The organism is Xanthomonas hortorum pv. cynarae (genome assembly GCF_002939985.1).
GTDB classification, from domain to species: Bacteria; Pseudomonadota; Gammaproteobacteria; order Xanthomonadales; family Xanthomonadaceae; genus Xanthomonas; species Xanthomonas hortorum_D.
Genome location: NZ_MDFM01000005.1, coordinates 170183 through 186942, shown reverse-complemented (window position 1 = coordinate 186942; position 16760 = coordinate 170183). Strand labels below are relative to the sequence as shown.

The following is a 16760-nucleotide window of genomic DNA, read 5'->3' as shown; positions in this document are numbered from 1 at the left end:
CCCACGTGTGCGCACAATCCCGATCCCCTCGGTTCAAGGACTGCCCATGAGCAAGATCGCCATCGTGTATTTCAGCGGCTACGGCCACACCGTCAAACTGGCCGAAGCCGTGCATGCCGGCGCCGCCAGCGTCGGCGAGGCCACGCTGTATCGCATCGACCAGGACGGCAACCTGCCCGACGACGCCTGGGAGGCGATCGGTGCGGCCGATGCCATCATCTATGGCAGCCCCACCTACATGGGCGGGCCGGCCTGGCAGTTCAAGAAGTTTGCCGATGCCAGCTCCAAGCCGTGGTTTGCGCAGGCCTGGAAGGACAAGATTGCGGCCGGCTTCACCAACTCGGCCTCGGTCAACGGCGACAAGTACGCCACCATCCAGTACTTCTGGACGTTGTCGCAGCAGCACGGCCAGGTCTGGATCGGCACCGGCTTGCTGCCGGCCAACACCAAGGCACACGGCCCGCAGGACATCAACTGGACCGCCGGCTCGGCAGGCGCACTGGCGATCTCGCCCTCCGATGCCTCGCCGGAAGAAGCGCCGCGCAGCGGCGATCTGGAAACCGCCAGGCTGCTCGGCAAGCGCATTGCCGAATTCGCCGGCAAGCTCAAGGGCTGAAGCGGGATGTAGTCGCGTCCGCGTAAAGACCCGCGCATGGCGGTAGGCTTCGGTCTGCCGGGATGCGCGGGTTTTTGCGTAATGGCGCAATCAGTGCGGTTGCCATACCGCAGCGGCCTGCAACGGCCGCAACCGCGACGCCTCACCGGTCGAGCCACATCGCCCTAACGCCACCCGCGCCATGCTTGGCCCCGCCCTTTTGACCGCACGGAGTTCCCCCACCATGCAAACCCGCACGCTTGGCCGTTCCGGCCCCACCGTCTCTGCACTCGGCCTCGGCTGCATGGGCATGAGCGCGTTCTACGGCAACCGCAGCGACGAGGCCGGCTCGATCAAGGTGATCCATCGCGCGCTGGATCACGGCATCAGCCTGCTCGACACCGCCGACATGTACGGCCCGCACACCAACGAGATCCTGGTCGGCAAGGCGATCGCCTCGCGCCGGCATGAGGTGTTCCTGGCCACCAAGTTCGGCATCAAGCTCGATGCCAACGACCCCTCGGTGCGCGGTGTCGACGGCAGCCCGGCGTACGTGCAGTCGGCCTGCGAAGCCAGCCTGCGCCGCCTGGGGGTGGAGCATATCGACCTGTATTACCAGCACCGCGTGGATCCCAACGTGCCGATCGAAGACACCGTGGGTGCGATGGCGCGTCTGGTCGAACAAGGCAAGGTGCGTTTTCTTGGGCTCTCCGAAGCGGCTGCGGACACCATTGCGCGTGCGCATGCGGTGCATCCGATCACTGCCGTACAGACCGAATACTCGCTGTGGTCGCGCGAGCCGGAAGACAACGGCGTGTTCGCTGCGGTGCGCGAGCTCGGGATCGGCTTCGTGCCGTATTCGCCGCTGGGGCGCGGTTTTCTTACCGGCGCGTTCTCCTCGCCGGACGATTTCGACGCCGACGATTACCGGCGCCATTCGCCGCGTTTCCAGGGCGACAACTTCACTCGCAACCTGCAGCTGGTCGAACAGGTCAAGGCGATCGCTGCCGACAAGGGCATTACGCCCGGACAGCTGGCGCTGGCCTGGGTACTGGCGCAAGGCCAGGATCTGGTGCCGATCCCGGGCACCAAACGTCTGGCCTATCTGGAAGAAAACATCGGCGCGCTCGATGTGGCGCTGATGCCGGACGAGCTGGCACGCATCGATGCGATTTTCCCGGCACAGGCTGCGGCCGGCACGCGCTACCCGGAAGCGATGATGGCCACCGTCAACCGCTGAGCCGGCCTTCGCGTCCTGCCTGCGGCCGCACCCGCTGTGGCGGCCGCAGGCGCTCACGCCATTGCATCGGCGTGGCTCGCACACTTGGCGTACCCTCACCTGAGCCGCGCGCCAGATGCTGTCTTTCGTAATCCCCGCCCACGACGAAGCCGCGCTGATCGGCGACACGCTGCAGTGTCTGCACGGCTGCGCGCAGACACTGCAGCTCGACTACGAGGTCATCGTGGTGGCCGATGCCTGCGAGGACGACACCGCCGCCATCGCGCGTGCGCATGCTGCGCAGGTGCTGGAGGTGCAACTGCGGCATATCGCCGCCACCCGCAATGCCGGCGCGCAGTTGGCATGCGGCGAGCAGTTGTTGTTTCTGGATGCCGACACGCTGATCAACCCGCAGGTGGTGGGCGCGGCATTGGCGGCGCTGGAGGCCGGTGCCGTGGGCGGTGGCGCGCACGTGCACCTGCAGGGCAGGCGCGTGTGGTCCGAGCGCACCGCACAGGCGATCTTCGGCTGGTTGTTTCGGGTCAGCGGCATCGCGCCCGGCTGCTTTCTGTTCTGCACGCGCGCGGCGTTCGTCAGCGCGGGTGGCTTCGATACGCGTTACTACGCCGGTGAGGATGTGGCGTTGAGCCGCGCGCTGGCACGCTGCGGGCGGTTCGTGATCCTGCGCCAGACCGTGCATACCTCCGACCGCAAGCTGCGCAGCTTTTCCAAGCGCGAACACCTCGGCTTGCTGCTGCGTTTCCTCTGGCGCGGGCGGCGCATGCTGCAGACCCGCGATGCGCTCGGCTTCTGGTACCAGCGCCGGCGCTGAACCGGGCGTATCCACCCATGCGGGCATATGTCCGTCGTCGTCCGCAAGCCGGGACGTGGCGCTGGCAGCCACTTACACTGCGCCGTCTGTTCTGGTTTCGAGCTGTGCCGCATGGCCCCTTTGCACCGCCCTGTCCTGATCGCTGCGCTGTCTGCGGTGCTGCTGATCACTGCCGCGTGTCACCGCGATGGCAGCACGCCCACGTCCTCTGCCACCACCAAGCCGGCACCCAGCACGCCGAAGCTGGGCGATTTCGGCTTCGATGCGGCGGGCATGGATCGCGGCGTGGCGCCGGGCAACGACTTCTTCGGGTATGCCAGCGGCAACTGGGTCAAGACCACGCAGATTCCCGACGACCGCTCCAGTTACAACAGCTTCGTCGGCATTGCCATCGAGACCGAGCGGCACAGCCGCGACATCATCGAAGGCGCAGCCGCCAACGACCGCGTCACTGGCGAAGACAAGCAGATCGGCGATTACTACGCGGCCTACATGGACGAAGCCGGCATCGAGGCCAAGGGCATGCGCCCGGTGCAACCGGCACTGGATGCGATCGCGCAACTGGACGACAAGCAGGCGCTGGCACGCACGCTGGGCGGCCAATTGCGTGCCGATGTGGATCTGCTCAATTCCACCAATTTCTACACCGACCGGCTGTTCGGGCTGTGGATCACCCAGGACCTGTATCACCCCGGGCGTTATGTGCCGTATCTGGTGCAGGGCGGCCTGGGCATGCCCGACCGCAGTTTCTATCTGGATGGCGGGCGCATGCCGCAACTGCGCGATGCCTACCGCGCGTACATCGTCAAGCTGTTGCAGCTGGCCGGCATCAGCGATGCACCGGCCCGCGCAGAGCGCATCCTGGCGCTGGAAACCGCGATGGCGCATGTGCATGCCACCGCCGAACAGACCAATAACGTGCCGGCCGGCGCCAATGCCTGGAAACAAGCCGATTTCGCACGTCACGCACCGGGTGTGGACTGGACGCTGTTCTTCGAGGCGGCGGGCTTGAAATCGCAGCAGGACTTCATCGTCTGGCAGCCGCAGGCAGTGGCCGGGTTGTCGGCGCTGGTGCAATCGCAGCCGCTGCAGACCTGGAAGGACTATCTGAGCTTTCGTGAGCTGGATCGCGCCTCGCCGTATCTGTCCAAGGCCTTCGCCGATGCACGCTTCGCGTTCTACGGCACCACGCTGGAGGGCACCCCGCAACAACGCCAGCGCTGGAAGCGCGCCATCGATGCGACCAATGCGGCGTTGGGCGAGGCGGTCGGCAAACGCTACGTACAGAAATACGTGAGCGCGCAGACCAAGGCGCGCACCGAAGAGATGGTCAGGAACATCGTCACCGCCTTCGGCCAGCGCATCGATGCGTTGGCGTGGATGAGCCCGGAGACCAAGCAGCACGCCAAGGCCAAGATCGCCGGGTTGACGGTGGCGGTGGGATATCCGGATACCTGGCGCGACTACAGCGGCCTGGACGTGCGCCGCGACGATGCATTGGGCAATGCAGAGCGCGCCAAACTGTTCGAGTACCGGCGCAACCTGGCCAAGCTGGGCAAGGCCGTGGATCACCGCGAGTGGTACATGCTGCCGCAGGAAGTCAACGCACTGAATGTGCCGCTGGAAAACCGCCTGCTGTTTCCGGCTGCGCTCCTGCAACCGCCATTCTTCGACCCGGCCGCCGATGATGCGGTGAACTACGGCGCGATTGGCGCGGTGATCGGCCATGAGATCAGCCACAGCTTCGACAACATGGGCGCACTGTTCGACGAACATGGCGAGCTGCACAACTGGTGGACGCCGCAGGATCTGAAAAAATTCGCGACCGCCAGCGATGCGCTTGCCGCGCAATTCAGCGCCTACCGGCCATTCGACGACCTGGCGGTCAACGGCAAGCTGACCCTGGGCGAGAACATCGCCGATGTTGCCGGTCTGGCCACCGCATACGATGCGTATCAACTGTCGTTGCAGGGCAAGCAGCCGCACACCATCGATGGCTTCAGCCCGGATCAGCGCTTTTTCCTGGGCTTTGCGCAGGCCTGGCGCAGCAAGTACCGCGACGCAGCGCTACGCAACGCGGTGCTCACCGACGTACACGCGCCTGGACGCTTCCGCGCGCAAACGGTGCGCAATCTCGATGCGTGGTATCCGGCGTTCGATGTGAAGCAGGGCGAGCAGTTGTATCTGGCGCCTGAGCAGCGGGTGCGGATTTGGTAGGTGGTGGACAGGGACGACTGCTGCTGCGTAAGGCGTAGAGCGGTTTTTTTTAAGGAGGTCTGGAGCATCTGCCTCTCAACGTACCCTCACCCCAACCCCTCTCCCGGAGGGAGAGGGGTCAAGTCCGCTGCGCGCGTTGGCACCGTGGTGAATTCAGGGCTTCGAGCCCCTCTCCCGCCGGGAGAGGGGTTGGGGTGAGGGTGCGGCTGCCTAGCGCCCTATCCGCTCTGGCAACACGCCATGCGCCAGGAGCGGCCAGTACGGCGAAGCAAACCACCATCCGCCGCTCACCCCTCTCCCGGCCACTGCAACAACATCGTCGGCGGCAACTGCATCCGCCGACACGCACGCGCAGATAATCCATCACGGCGTAACGCAGTGCGAAACAATGGCGACAGGCTGCGCAACAGACGCGCCGAGGCACGCGCCTGTGTGCGTTGCATCGTGGTGCGGCCAAGCATGTCGCTGGCCCAGCCCGGCAGCAGGGCAGTACCGGCGCCAAGAAACACCCCGCGCGACAAACCAGCCGCAGGCACCGGCAGCTGGATACTGGTGAGAATCTCGAGCACCTCGCGCGAGCGTGCGTCCATGCGCAGCTGCCCGCGCACGCCGGCGAAATACGCCTCCACCTGCGCCTCGCTGGCTGGCACGTTGGTGGCGCCCAGCGCCTCGGCCACACGTCGCGCTTCGTCGTAATAGCGGTCGGCGATGGCAACCGGCACGTCGCGGCAATAGCGCCGGCAGCCCTGCAAAAAGCCGTAGGCCTCGGTGACATGCACCCAGGTCAGCAGCTGTGGATCGTTGGCCTCGTACGCCACGCCGTCGGCGGTATGGCCGCGGATATGCGTATGGATGGTGCGCACGCGGGCAATCAATTGCCCCGCTTCCGCACGCGGTGCGTAGGTGGTGCCGGTAACGAAATTGGTGGTCCTGCGCAGCCGCCCGATCAGGTCGGCGCGGAAGTTGGAATGGTCGTAGACCCCGGCCAGCGCGCGCGGGTGCAGTAGTTGCAGCATCAACGCGCACAGCCCGCCGGACAGCATGCCGGGGAATTCCGAATGCACGCGCCAGGTGACGCTGTCGGGCCCGAAGATGCCGGGATCGCCCAACGGCTGGTCGTATTCGATACTGCTCTGGCCACGTGGAAACGCGCCCAGGATCCAGCGCCGGATCTGTTCGGCGGCGGGGGCGGTGAGGGTACGCAGGACGGCTGACATGCGGCGATGATACGCAGCCGTTTGCAACGCCATGTCGTGGTTGCGCTGCGTTCGCAATCACGGCAGCACACTGCGGCGGGCTGGTCCGTGCGGGTTGGCCGGCTGCTGCAGCACGCGTCTCCACGCAGGCTCAGGTGTGCAGTGCAGCAAGAAACGCGCGGCAGCGTGGCCGCCCTGCGGATCAAAACGCGGCAAACCGCCTGAATACTGCGATTTGTGCGCGAGTGCGCACGAATGCATGGCGATTGGTTCGCATCGGGCATTGCCATGCACAGCGAAAGTGCTAGAACTAGGGCCGTCTGACCGAACGCCACATGGTCCTGTGGTGTTGGGTCGGTCGCTCCAGCGCATCTGGCAACCGCCAGTGCAGCAAGTCGTTCGTACCAGCCATCCGTCGGGAGCTTGTCATGATCGCTTTGTTCCAGGGTTTGGGCCTGCTATTGCAGGACAACGCACTCCATCGCCTCTCCTTCGACGAGCAGGTCGCCAAGTGGCGCGCAAAGACCGACCAGCAGCTCGACGAGGAGCTCGCCCTGCTCACCGTCGCAAAGAAACAATGGGTGATCGCCTCGATCATCGGCTGGCAGGCCATCTCGCTGGTGCTGCTGGGGGTGATCACGCACCAGTTGTGGCAGAACGACTACCACCTGACTTTCAGCCGCGTGGTGATCATCTTCACTTCGTGGGCGTCGATCCTGTTCGTCATGTGGTACATCGCCGATCTGTTCGATCACAGCGCCGGTTTCGAACGCTGGTTACGCGCCTTCAATAGCCGCGCGCGGCTGACGCCGGACGCCGATTCGGTCGAATGCGTCGCCGATGCGCTGGACATGACCCGCAGCTACCCGGAAGTGCTGCGCTACAAGCAGGAGGTGACCTCCAGGCGCGAGCTGCGCCACGAGGACATCGTCAACATGCGCGAGATGGGCCGGCTACGCCGCTACACCGAATTGCTGCGCGATCTGGACCGCTTCGATGGCGCGCCGCGCTTGGTGGCCAACGCCTGAAGCCTTGAGCATAGATCACAGAAGAGAACGCGCGATTCGAATGCAAAACGGCCGATGCAGCTCCATCGGCCGTTTTGCATTCAGCACCGAGAATTCGCCCTGATTCGGACGCACGCCAGGTGCGGCGAGTCGCTGTGTCATGGCGTTAGTGAGCCTTTGAAGCAGGAGTCGAATGACGCGGTGGCGCCAGCGTGTTCGAACGACTAGAACTCAATCACACGAACAGGGCCTGCAAACTCATCGGACAGTAGCTCCGCCAAGAACACAGCATCCTCCAGAGACTCGTCCGGGCCATGCGCCGCGGTGAGCATGGAATACGGTGCCGAGCCATCTCCCACGCACAAGTCATCGATCAGGTTCTCGATGCGGTCGGCATCGACGCCGACCACACCGACGTAGTTGACACCTTCAGCGATCCAGTCGACGACCAGAGCTGCTAGCCCTGGCCGTTCGCCGTGCAGTGAATGCAGAACAATCTTGCGCGGATTCGGCATTGCGTTCTAAGGAAGATGCGCAGCCCCACTCAGGCCCGCGCAACCGCCTGTTCCACCGACGGCGTGCGCCAACCGCTGCGCACACCCCAGATGTAGAACACCACGCCGACCGCCGCCACCACCGCCAGATCGGTGCCGTAGCTCAGATAGCCGTGGCCGCCGAAGTCGCTGCTGCCGGCCCAGGACAGCAGCGCGATCATCGGCAGGTAGCAGATCATCCAGGCGGCGCCCTTGAGGTTGCGGCCCAGATCCGGCCAGCCCTGCTTGGCCTGGTAGTAGCAGTACACCGGCAGCGCCACGACCATCAGCAGGATGATCTCGCCGGTCAGCGGCCAACGCGCCCAGTACAGCAGCTCGGTGGCCATCACGAAGGCCACACCGGCCAGCACCGGCAAAGCAGCGATACGCAGCGGGCGATGTAACTCGGGCGCATGACGGCGCAATGCCATCGCGCTGATCGGGCCGGTGAGGTAGGAAATGATGGTCGCCACCGAGATCACCGCCGCCAGCGTGCCCCAACCGCGGAAGAAGAACAGGAACACGAACGACACCGCCAGGTTGAAGAACATCGCCATGCGCGGCACGCCCCACACCGGGTGCAGCTTGCCCAGCACCGACGGCATGGTGCCGTTCTTTTCCATGCCGTAGACCATGCGCGCGGTGGTGGCGGTGTAGGTGATGCCGGTACCGCTGGGGCTCACGAAGGCATCGATGTACAGCAGCATCGCCAGCCAATGCAGGTTGACGATGATGGCCAGCTCGGCGAACGGCGAGCGGAAATCGATGCCGTGCCAGCCGGCCTTTGCCAGCAACTCCGGCGGCACCGCGCCGATGTAGGCCACCTGCAGGATCACGTAAATCACCGTGGCCAGCGCGATCGAACCCAGCACCGCGAACGGAATGCTGCGGCCCGGGTTGCGCGCCTCGCCGGCCAGGTTCACCGGGCTCTGGAAGCCGTTGAAGCTGAAGACGATGCCGGCGGTGGCCACGGCGGTGAGCACCGCCGCCAGGTCGATCACGTGCGCATCGCCGTGGATGCCGACGCTGAAGTTTTCGCTATGGAAGCCGCTGGCGATCAAGGCCACGCCGGTCGCTGCCGGCACCACCAGCTTGAACACGGTGATCAAGGTGTTGGAGCGCGCGAACAGCTTGACGCTCCAGAAATTCAGGAAGAAATACACCAGCACCAGCACCGCCGAGATCAGCAGGCCGGGCACCGACAACTCCCCTGCTCCGCCGGGCGCCTGCACGTACAGACCTTGCGCCCACGCCCAGGGCCAGGAGGCCATGTATTGCACCGAGGCCTCGGCCTCGACCGGAATCACCGAGACGATCGCGATCCAGTTGGCCCAGCCGGCGATGAAGCCCACCAGCGAACCGTGCGAGTAATGGCTGTAGCGCACCATGCCGCCGGACTCGGGGAACATGGCGCCTAGTTCGGCGTAGGAGAGTGCGATGGTGGTGATGATCGCCGCGCCCAGGATCCAGGCCCAGATCGCGCCGGGGCCGGCCAGGCCGGCAGCGCGCCAGGCGCCGAACAACCAGCCGGAGCCGATGATCGAGCCCAGGCCGGTAAGCATGAGGGCGAAGGGGCCAACGTCGCGGCGTAGCGATTGTTCGGACATGAAGAGCCTGGCTGTGAGGACGCCGTGAACCGGCAACAAGCTTGTAATGATCGCAGAAGCGGCCGCCGATCGTCAGTGCGTATTCAGGCTTGCGTCCGGTTGCAGCATGGCTTGCTACATAGCTGAAACGTGTTTCCGCCGAGCCAGGCCTGCAAGGCCTGCTCAGCCATGGCAGTCGGCGCTGGGCGCGCTGGTATCCACACAGGTGTGCGCCTGACGCGGAATGCCGCGCAGTTCGCGCACCTGCCCCGGTGTCAGCGCAAAGCTGTCCAGCGTCTTGCGTGCGCAGGCCGGCGTGCCCGTCATGTTGCCCGCGGCAGGCGCGGCGCAATGTTCCTCGTACACCAGGTAATGGCAGCGACCGCTGCTGCTGGCCAGGCAATGCACGTTGGTTTCGGTGGCGGTAGCCAGGGTCTTGCTGAAGATCACGTCCTGGCCATTGCGGGTGGCGCGGGTGATGGAGGTGGTGCCGTTACGGTCGTGACAGCCGGCCAAGGCAAGCAGGCAATACACGAGGGAGGCGATCAGGCGCATTGAGGCAATCCTTTCAGTCGATGCGATTGGGGGACTACATGCCGCGGAACAGGGTCATAAATGGCTGGCTGACGGTGAGCGTCTCGCTACGCCCGCGCAGGGCCAGCCGCCCCTTGCCGGTGTCGTCGCGCACCACCGAGGCGACCGCCTTCATGTTGACGATGGTGGAGCGGTGGATCTGCTTGAACACCTGCGGGTCCAGCACGTCGAGCAACTCGCGCAGCGGTGTGCGCAGGATCGCTTCGCCGGCGGCCGTCATCACCGTGGTGTACTTCTGATCGGCCTGGAAGTACGCCACCTCATCCAGCGCGATCAGTCGCGTCTCGCGGCCGCTGCTGGCGGTGAGCCATGCCAGCGGCGGCGCGGCGCTAGCGGCAGGAGGGCGTGCGGACAGGCGCTGCAATAGTGTTTCCAGCAGGCCGCTGTCCGGCTGACCTGCGGCGGCGCGCTGTTGCACGCGCTGCCAGGTGGCCTGCAGGCGCTCGCGGCCGATCGGCTTGAGCAGGTAATCCACCGCCCCGTGTTCGAACGCATCGATGGCGTACTGATCATAGGCGGTGACGAAGACCACCTGGGTGTGCGGGCTGCTCTCGCGCATCGCACGTGCCACTTCGATGCCGGTGAGCCCGGGCATGCGGATGTCCAGAAACACCACATCGGGTTGTTGCGCGGCGATGGTTTCCAGCGCGCTGGCGCCGTCTTCGCATTCGCCCACCACCTGCAGCTGCGGGCACACCTCGGCCAGCAGCGCGAGCAAGGACTGCCGTAGCAACGCTTCGTCTTCGGCGATCACCGCACGTAACGCACTCATGCCTGCACCTGCGTGGTGTGTATTTGCGCGTTGGGCAACGGCGGCGGCGTGGGAGACGCTGCGATATGCGCGGGCAGCGGCAAAGTGATCGTGGCGGCCACCCCGCTGGGGAAGTTGGACACGATGGCAAAGCTGGCCTTGCCGGCGTAGATCAGCTGCAACCGCTCGCGCAGGTTCTTCAAACCGATGCCGGTGCCCTGACTGTGGGTGTTGAAGCCCTGGCCATCGTCGGCCACGGTGAGCGTGGCATGGTCGTCGATGCGACGCGCCAGGATCCACACCGTGCCGCCGCCGGGCTTGGGTTCCAGGCCGTGCTTGATCGCGTTTTCCACCAGCGTCTGCAACATCATCGAGGGCAGCTGCAGCGTGCGTAGCTCGTACGGCACTTCCACCTGCAAGGCCAAACGCGTGCCCATGCGGATGCGCAGGATTTCCAGATAGGCCTGGGTGCGTTCGAGTTCTTCGCCCAGGCTGGAGATGGCACCGTCGGCACTGGGCAACGAGCTGCGCAGGTACTGGATCAGGTGCCCGATCATGATCTCGGCGCGCGGCGGGTCGGTGCGGGCCAGCACCTGCGCGCTGGCAAGCGTGTTGTAGAGAAAGTGCGGCTCGACCTGGGCATGCAGCAGGTTCAGGCGTGCCACGGCCAGTTCCTTCTCCATCACCGATTGCTCGGCCGCGGCCTGCTCGTCGCGACGCTGCTCGCCGACCCTGCCTACCACCGCGCGATTGATCGCCTCGGCGTTCTCGAAATTGCTGCCCTCGTCCACTGCGAACAAATCCACCCAGGCACCGGCATCGGGCTCGCACAACACGGTGACGCTGCTGGTGCCCTGCCCCGGCGTGATCGTGACCAGCACCTGATTGCGCTTGATCGCAAAGCGCGCGAACAGATTCCAGCGCGAGGGCTGACGTCCTTCATAGGGATCGATACGGCGCACCTTGGCGCGGATCAACAGGCTGCCCGGTGCGCATTCGATGTCCTGCACGCGCGGCAATGCGCGCACCGCTTCTTCGACGACGGCGAAGCTGGCCTGCACATCCAGCGGCACTTCGATCTGGCGTCGCTGGCGGGTCGACAAGGTGTCGTGATCCAGCCGCCCGGCGATCAGCCGCACCCGCCGCACATGCGTGATCGCACTCATCAAGGCCAGCGTCAGCAGCACCACGCAGATCAGCCCAAAGAACGCGCCGGTGGAACCGAACAGCTGCGCCCACATGATCCCGGCCACCACCAACGCGGCAGCCCAGGCGAATACGATACGTACGATCAGAAAGACACTGGCAGACACGGGTGTGAGCTCGTTGGGTTGGGACGCGGCGAGCATAGCCGGCAAGCGCGCAGTCGAAAGCCCAAAGCGACGAATGGCCGCCGGCGGCGCCTCAATTGCCTGGATCGCGGCACGAAACCCGGCCTGCTCGGCAGTGGCAGGCATGCAGGTGCGCGGTATGCTCGGCGTCTGCGGCGTTGCGCTCTGTGTCTTGAAGATGCCGGCTGCCGGGCATGAAAGAGGCCTGGCGTGTGCAGATGCCGCGCCAAGCATGTTGCTTTCATGCGTAAGCCGCGTTGTCCTCTATCGCCTTGAAATCCACCACACACTTGGGAGTCGCATGCACCGTCGTCATTTTTTGCAGAGCGCCGGCCTTGCGCTTGCGGCCGCTTCCACCACTAGCTGGGCCGCGACCGGCCCTGCCAGTGCAGCACCTTCTTCACCGCTGCCGGCTGCGTCGCCTGGCGCCCTGCCCAACCAGTTCGCCGCATCGCCGCCGCTGGCGCCGATGCACGCCTCGGTCGATCGCATCATTGCCATCAACGGCTGCACGCGGCCGTTCCGTGCGCTGGGGCCGCGCATCGAAGCCGAGCGCATCGGTCGCAAGACGGTGGTGCACAACTACGGGCATGGCGGCAGTGGGTGGTCGTTGTCGTGGGGTGCGGCCGAACACGCGCTGCGGCTGGTGCGTGCGGCCGATGCCAAGGCGCGCGAGCTGGCGGTGATCGGCTGCGGCGCGATCGGGCTGACCACCGCGCTGGTGGCACAACGCGCCGGCTTGCGCGTGCGCATCTATGCACGCGAGCGCCTGCCGGATGTGCGTTCGTTCTACGCCACAGGCGTGTGGTCGCCGGACTCGCGCGTGTGCACCAGCGAACACGCCACGGCCGATTTCAAGACGCGTTGGGAAGAGATGGCGCGCATCTCGTTTCGCCGCTACCAGACCTTGCTCGGCTTGCCGGGCGAGCCGATCGAATGGCGCGATGGTTACGCGTTATCCGATGTGCCGTTCGACCAACCGATTCCATCGGCAGAAGCGCACGAGCCTGACTACCCGCCGCTGGAGCGCGAATTGATCCATGATCTCGGCCCGCGCTCGCAGTTGGTCGCTCCCGGCAGCCATCCGTTCCCGGTGCCGTTCGTGCGCCGCTATAGCCAGCTGACCTTCAACCTCAGCGCCTATGCGCGATTATTGATGGACGACTTTCTGCAGGCCGGCGGCGAGCTGTACACGCGCAGCTTCGAGCACCCGCGCCAATTCGGCGATCTGCGCGAGAAGATCCTGGTCAATGCCACCGGCTACGGCGCGCGTGCGTTGCTTGGCGACGACAGCGTCATCCCGGTGCGTGGGCAGACCGCGCGCCTGATTCCGCAACCGGAAGTCACCTACGGGCTGGTCTGGCGTGGTCACAATCTCAATGTAGTGCCACGCCGCGATGGACTGCTGGTGCAAGCGCAAGGCGCGAACGATTTCAATAATGCCGATGCCACGCCGGATCACGCAGCCTCTGCAGCAGCGGTGCGCGAATTGGCGCGTCTGTTCCCCTCGGCCTGAGCTGTTGCGCGAGCGCCAGAACTCACGCGTCGCTGAGTGAGGCCTGCAATGCGCGGGCCAGTGCGGCATCGCCGCTGACCAGTTCATCCCAACGCAATACCACGCCTTTGCGCTTGCCCTTTTCGACCAGTTTCAAGCCCTGCGGGTCGATGATCAAGGTGTAGGTCGACGCGCCGATGTGCAGTTCTCGGCGTAGCGGTTTAGAGCGGCGAACAAAACTACTGCGCAGCCGTCAGGCGGGCGCGGCCGGTGCTCGGAATCCTCATGTACCACTCGTACACTCCGGTTCCTGCGCGCCGTCCGCACCCGCCTGACGGCTGCTCGCTACGTTTTTTTAGCCGCTCTTATCCAATGGCGTCATGCCAACGTCTCGCGCAGTGGTGGAGCACCGTTGTAGCGCATCGCGCTGTCTGCACGGCGCTGTTTTTGCAGCGTCCGTGCATGGCCACGGCACAGGCCGCCGTCGCATCGGGATCACCGCATCCACCGATCCCGCTAACACATCGGTGACTAGCTTAGCGACCCATGCGAGACAGCTTGAAATCCGATCACCGCGACCTTGCAGCACCGGCGTGCGTCACGCCTGTGCACTGCGATGCCGAGGTGACGGAGCCGCTGGCTCGCAGGCAGTTGAAGGCATGACGCGCACACGGTGCATCGCACTGTTGACCCACCTATCCACTCGAAGGAGCCGCCCATGGCGATCAAGACAATTGAAGAGCTTTTCATCCACGAACTATCGGACATCTACAGCGCAGAAAAGCAGCTGACCAAATCGCTGCCGCGCCTGGCACGCGCGGCGACCGAGCCCAAGCTGGTTGAGGCATTCAAGGTGCATCTGGAAGAAACCCAGGGCCAGATCGAGCGGATCGACCAGATCGTCGAACTGCTCGGCATCAAGCTCAAGCGCATCAAGTGTGCAGCAATGGAAGGCCTGGTCGAAGAAGGCCGTGAGGTGATCGAAGAGATCGAAGCCGGCCCGGTGCGCGATGCGGCATTGATCGGTGGCGCACAGAAGGTGGAGCATTACGAGATCGCCTCGTACGGCACCATCGCGGCCATTGCCAAGCAGCTCGGTTACTCCGATGCGATCACGTTGTTGCTTGCAACCCTGGAAGAAGAAAAAGCCACCGATGAAAAGCTGACCCTGCTTGCCGAGCAAGGTGGCAACCAAAAAGCATCCAAGACCAGTAAAGCGGCCTGATGCATCGCGCAGTGCGGCACTGCCGCGCTGCGTCTGCCCGCGTCTGCGGGCATCACCCCCCGAAAGCCAGAGCCCCGCGTTTTCTGTCCGCCTACCGAGTGGCAGTCATCCTGGGCGCCAGCCATGGAGCACGACCCATGTTTATGCATAACAAGCGGTTGATGTACACCGTCCGCGTTGCCGAACCGAATCCGGATCTGGCCACGTTGATGCTCGAGCAGTTCGGCGGACCGCAGGGCGAACTCGCCGCTGCGATGCAGTACTTCACCCAGGCATTGGGCGAAGACGATCCGGGCCGCAAGGATTTGCTGTTCGATATTGCCACCGAAGAACTGAGCCACCTGGAGATCATCGGCTCCATCATCGCCATGCTCAACAAGGGACCCAAGGCGGTGTTGTCCGAAGGGATGGAAGAGGCCATGGAGATGCGCACCATGACCCAGAACAGCACCAGCCACACCCAGCAGATCTTGTACGGTGGTGGCCCGGCGCTGGTCAATTCCAGCGGTGTGCCGTGGACGTCGGCGTATGTGGACTCGATCGGTTGCCCGACCTCCGACCTGCGTTCCAACATCGCCGCCGAAGCACGCGCCAAGCTGGTGTACGAGCGTCTGATCACCGTCACCGACGATCCGGGCATCGTGGATGCGCTGCGCTTTTTGATGACACGCGAGGTGGCGCATCAGAAGTCGTTCGAGAAAGCGCTGTACTCGATCGAGCCGAACTTCCCGCCGGGCAAGCTGCCGGGCGACCCGCGCTTCACCGACACCTACTACAACATGTCGCAGGGCGAAGGCGACATGGTGGGTCCGTGGAATGCCGGCGAGCAATGGGACGTGGTTGCAGACCGCGAACTGCAGACTGCAGTCGATGGCGGTGACGGCTCGGCCACGGTTGCGCTGGACGCGACCCAGACCGACGCACTGGACGCGATGTCGTTGCGCCTGCTCTCCAATCCGGAGCTCGACCGCGTGACCGGTGCCGACCTGGGCGCAGGCCCGGGTGCCGGCTCCACCACCGGCGACATCCAGCGCTGAACCTGCTGAGTGCCAGCGCACCCAGCAATGGCCCGGGTCGTTCGCGACCCGGGCTTTTTATTGCGACCTTATGCGGCATGGATGCCGCGTAAGAGCTTACAAGGACGTACTTGCAGCGTGTCCCGCGATGGTGGGCGGGCAAGGGCCCTGCAGCAAACCCCCAGATAAACCGCTCTGCACCAGACGCATCCACACCATTCAATCACCTCTCAAGGCCACCAAGACCGGAACTTCAGCGTGAGTCGGATGTTCCAAGCCAAACCGATCGGAGGCTTGATGCCCTAGCCGCGTGCGATGCATGCGAAATGCATGACGCATGACCATGGCGCCTTCCGTAGCTGAAACAACATCGCACGACCAGAACGACGAGGGGCCCCAGGGGCCCCTTTATGTTTGCTGCCCGACATTCCCACTCATACGCGCGCGATCTGCGCCGAGTGCTCTTCGCCGGTCCAGTCCGGCCGTACGCCGGCTGCAGTGGTATAGCGACCCAACTGCCAAGGCGTGAGATGCAGCATGGCCACTTTGCCGCCGCCCTGCAGCCATTGTCTGACATCGCCTTCGATGCACAACGGACGATGCGTGGGCATGCTGGCCGACGAGGCCACCAGCAAGGAGAACCCCATTTGCAGGCGGCCGCCGATATCCATCACATTGCGCAGGCCCGCTACATACACCTCGCCATTGTCCTGACTCAACCAGGTAGCGGCAGTACTGCCATCTGCAGAGGCCGTGCAGACGAATCCGCATAGTGGAATCGCACAGCGCTGGGTTTCCCAGATCGCCAGATCCACGCCACTCAACCAGCTTGGTTCCTGCATGTGGATCGAGCGCTGCTGCCCTGGCGCGCGTCGACCGAAGGTGGCACGCTCTTCGCGTCTGCCGCCACGTTCGGCGACCAGAATGTCCGCTTCGGCACCCACGCCGACCTCGACCCATGCGTTGCTCGCCACGCGGGCGGACAACTGAAGAATGCGCGTAATCATGACTACTCCACTGTATACGTCTCAAGGACACCAAGTGGGTAAGCACAATGCGCGCCAGGTTTTCGACTGACACGGACACCGGTGCTGCAAGGACCTCAGTGACTTCAGCTACATATGCTTCTTTAGCGACGATCGAACAGGTCGCAAGATGTGCAC

16 protein-coding genes and 1 other RNA gene are annotated in these 16760 nt (G+C 64.6%); 9 read left to right on the top strand and 8 right to left on the bottom strand.

The window, feature by feature from the left end:
- Nucleotides 1–46 precede the first annotated feature (46 nt).
- The 4 genes from XcyCFBP4188_RS05520 to XcyCFBP4188_RS05505 all read left to right on the top strand — a co-directional run bounded on the left by XcyCFBP4188_RS05520 (nucleotide 47) and on the right by XcyCFBP4188_RS05505 (nucleotide 4863).
- Nucleotides 47–616 carry a flavodoxin family protein gene (locus XcyCFBP4188_RS05520; protein ID WP_006448563.1) on the top strand — a complete coding sequence of 190 codons (570 nt, stop codon included), beginning with the start codon at nucleotides 47–49 and terminating at the stop codon, nucleotides 614–616.
- A gap of 223 nt (nucleotides 617–839) precedes the next feature.
- On the top strand, nucleotides 840–1835 hold the full coding sequence (locus XcyCFBP4188_RS05515) for an aldo/keto reductase (protein ID WP_043907130.1): 996 nt from the start codon (nucleotides 840–842) through the stop codon (nucleotides 1833–1835).
- A gap of 115 nt (nucleotides 1836–1950) precedes the next feature.
- The gene (locus XcyCFBP4188_RS05510; protein ID WP_006448561.1) at nucleotides 1951–2646 is read left to right on the top strand and encodes a glycosyltransferase; all 696 of its coding nucleotides are present in this window, start codon (nucleotides 1951–1953) and stop codon (nucleotides 2644–2646) included.
- Between the two features lie 147 nt (nucleotides 2647–2793).
- Nucleotides 2794–4863, top strand: coding sequence for a M13 family metallopeptidase (locus tag XcyCFBP4188_RS05505; protein ID WP_046933077.1), 2070 nt, complete (start codon nucleotides 2794–2796; stop codon nucleotides 4861–4863).
- A gap of 287 nt (nucleotides 4864–5150) precedes the next feature.
- Here the strand turns inward: XcyCFBP4188_RS05505 and XcyCFBP4188_RS05500 are convergent, their stop codons facing one another.
- On the bottom strand, nucleotides 5151–6080 hold the full coding sequence (locus XcyCFBP4188_RS05500) for an oxygenase MpaB family protein (RefSeq protein ID WP_104591766.1): 930 nt from the start codon (nucleotides 6078–6080) through the stop codon (nucleotides 5151–5153).
- A 314-nt stretch (nucleotides 6081–6394) separates the two neighbouring features.
- On the opposite strand from XcyCFBP4188_RS05500, the gene XcyCFBP4188_RS05490 reads away from it, so the two are divergent.
- The gene (locus XcyCFBP4188_RS05490) at nucleotides 6395–7087 is read left to right on the top strand and encodes a hypothetical protein (protein WP_104591756.1); all 693 of its coding nucleotides are present in this window, start codon (nucleotides 6395–6397) and stop codon (nucleotides 7085–7087) included.
- 203 nt (nucleotides 7088–7290) lie between these two features.
- Here XcyCFBP4188_RS05490 and XcyCFBP4188_RS05485 read toward each other — a convergent pair whose 3' ends face one another.
- The 5 genes from XcyCFBP4188_RS05485 to XcyCFBP4188_RS05465 form a co-directional block, all read right to left on the bottom strand.
- Nucleotides 7291–7581, bottom strand: coding sequence for a hypothetical protein (locus tag XcyCFBP4188_RS05485; RefSeq protein ID WP_074058571.1), 291 nt, complete (start codon nucleotides 7579–7581; stop codon nucleotides 7291–7293).
- Between the two features lie 29 nt (nucleotides 7582–7610).
- Nucleotides 7611–9206 carry an APC family permease gene (locus XcyCFBP4188_RS05480; RefSeq protein WP_104591755.1) on the bottom strand — a complete coding sequence of 532 codons (1596 nt, stop codon included), beginning with the start codon at nucleotides 9204–9206 and terminating at the stop codon, nucleotides 7611–7613.
- Nucleotides 9207–9368: 162 nt separating this feature from the next.
- Nucleotides 9369–9740, bottom strand: a complete 372-nt coding sequence (locus XcyCFBP4188_RS05475; RefSeq protein WP_006448556.1) for a hypothetical protein — start codon at nucleotides 9738–9740, stop codon at nucleotides 9369–9371.
- 34 nt (nucleotides 9741–9774) lie between these two features.
- Entirely contained in the window at nucleotides 9775–10551 is a 777-nt protein-coding gene (locus XcyCFBP4188_RS05470; protein ID WP_006448555.1) for a LytR/AlgR family response regulator transcription factor, read from the bottom strand.
- Complete coding sequence (locus XcyCFBP4188_RS05465; RefSeq protein ID WP_104591765.1) at nucleotides 10548–11843, bottom strand: histidine kinase; 1296 nt, start codon at nucleotides 11841–11843, stop codon at nucleotides 10548–10550. Before XcyCFBP4188_RS05465 ends, XcyCFBP4188_RS05470 begins: the two co-directional genes overlap by 4 nt.
- A 319-nt stretch (nucleotides 11844–12162) precedes the next feature.
- Between XcyCFBP4188_RS05465 and XcyCFBP4188_RS05460 the strand changes: the two genes are divergently transcribed.
- Complete coding sequence (locus tag XcyCFBP4188_RS05460; RefSeq protein WP_043907126.1) at nucleotides 12163–13377, top strand: FAD-dependent oxidoreductase; 1215 nt, start codon at nucleotides 12163–12165, stop codon at nucleotides 13375–13377.
- Between the two features lie 22 nt (nucleotides 13378–13399).
- Here the strand turns inward: XcyCFBP4188_RS05460 and XcyCFBP4188_RS05455 are convergent, their stop codons facing one another.
- Nucleotides 13400–13606: a hypothetical protein gene (locus XcyCFBP4188_RS05455; RefSeq protein ID WP_043907125.1), complete on the bottom strand. Its 207-nt coding sequence runs from the start codon at nucleotides 13604–13606 to the stop codon at nucleotides 13400–13402.
- A gap of 35 nt (nucleotides 13607–13641) precedes the next feature.
- Here XcyCFBP4188_RS05455 and XcyCFBP4188_RS05450 point away from each other — a divergent pair.
- The 3 genes from XcyCFBP4188_RS05450 (at nucleotide 13642) to XcyCFBP4188_RS05440 (ending at nucleotide 15618) form a co-directional block, all read left to right on the top strand.
- Nucleotides 13642–13717, top strand: a non-coding RNA gene (locus XcyCFBP4188_RS05450) — sX9 sRNA.
- A gap of 357 nt (nucleotides 13718–14074) precedes the next feature.
- Nucleotides 14075–14581: a YciE/YciF ferroxidase family protein gene (locus tag XcyCFBP4188_RS05445; RefSeq protein WP_074058568.1), complete on the top strand. Its 507-nt coding sequence runs from the start codon at nucleotides 14075–14077 to the stop codon at nucleotides 14579–14581.
- 137 nt (nucleotides 14582–14718) lie between these two features.
- Complete coding sequence (locus tag XcyCFBP4188_RS05440; RefSeq protein WP_074058567.1) at nucleotides 14719–15618, top strand: manganese catalase family protein; 900 nt, start codon at nucleotides 14719–14721, stop codon at nucleotides 15616–15618.
- Nucleotides 15619–16031: 413 nt separating this feature from the next.
- On the opposite strand, the gene XcyCFBP4188_RS05435 is transcribed toward XcyCFBP4188_RS05440, so the two are convergent.
- The gene (locus XcyCFBP4188_RS05435; RefSeq protein ID WP_074058566.1) at nucleotides 16032–16604 is read right to left on the bottom strand and encodes a hypothetical protein; all 573 of its coding nucleotides are present in this window, start codon (nucleotides 16602–16604) and stop codon (nucleotides 16032–16034) included.
- Nucleotides 16605–16760: the final 156 nt, after the last annotated feature.

Bases quoted from the DNA above. Each gene is read 5' to 3' on its own strand.
- XcyCFBP4188_RS05490 (WP_104591756.1), top strand. From the start codon at position 6,395: ATGGTCCTGTGGTGTTGGGTCGGTCGCTCCAGCGCATCTGGCAACCGC.
- XcyCFBP4188_RS05510 (WP_006448561.1), top strand. From the start codon at position 1,951: ATGCTGTCTTTCGTAATCCCCGCCCACGACGAAGCCGCGCTGATCGGC.
- XcyCFBP4188_RS05520 (WP_006448563.1), top strand. From the start codon at position 47: ATGAGCAAGATCGCCATCGTGTATTTCAGCGGCTACGGCCACACCGTC.
- XcyCFBP4188_RS05480 (WP_104591755.1), bottom strand. From the start codon at position 9,206: ATGTCCGAACAATCGCTACGCCGCGACGTTGGCCCCTTCGCCCTCATG.
- XcyCFBP4188_RS05485 (WP_074058571.1), bottom strand. From the start codon at position 7,581: ATGCCGAATCCGCGCAAGATTGTTCTGCATTCACTGCACGGCGAACGG.
- XcyCFBP4188_RS05460 (WP_043907126.1), top strand. From the start codon at position 12,163: ATGCACCGTCGTCATTTTTTGCAGAGCGCCGGCCTTGCGCTTGCGGCC.
- XcyCFBP4188_RS05440 (WP_074058567.1), top strand. From the start codon at position 14,719: ATGTTTATGCATAACAAGCGGTTGATGTACACCGTCCGCGTTGCCGAA.
- XcyCFBP4188_RS05445 (WP_074058568.1), top strand. From the start codon at position 14,075: ATGGCGATCAAGACAATTGAAGAGCTTTTCATCCACGAACTATCGGAC.
- XcyCFBP4188_RS05470 (WP_006448555.1), bottom strand. From the start codon at position 10,551: ATGAGTGCGTTACGTGCGGTGATCGCCGAAGACGAAGCGTTGCTACGG.
- XcyCFBP4188_RS05475 (WP_006448556.1), bottom strand. From the start codon at position 9,740: ATGCGCCTGATCGCCTCCCTCGTGTATTGCCTGCTTGCCTTGGCCGGC.
- XcyCFBP4188_RS05500 (WP_104591766.1), bottom strand. From the start codon at position 6,080: ATGTCAGCCGTCCTGCGTACCCTCACCGCCCCCGCCGCCGAACAGATC.
- XcyCFBP4188_RS05515 (WP_043907130.1), top strand. From the start codon at position 840: ATGCAAACCCGCACGCTTGGCCGTTCCGGCCCCACCGTCTCTGCACTC.
- XcyCFBP4188_RS05435 (WP_074058566.1), bottom strand. From the start codon at position 16,604: ATGATTACGCGCATTCTTCAGTTGTCCGCCCGCGTGGCGAGCAACGCA.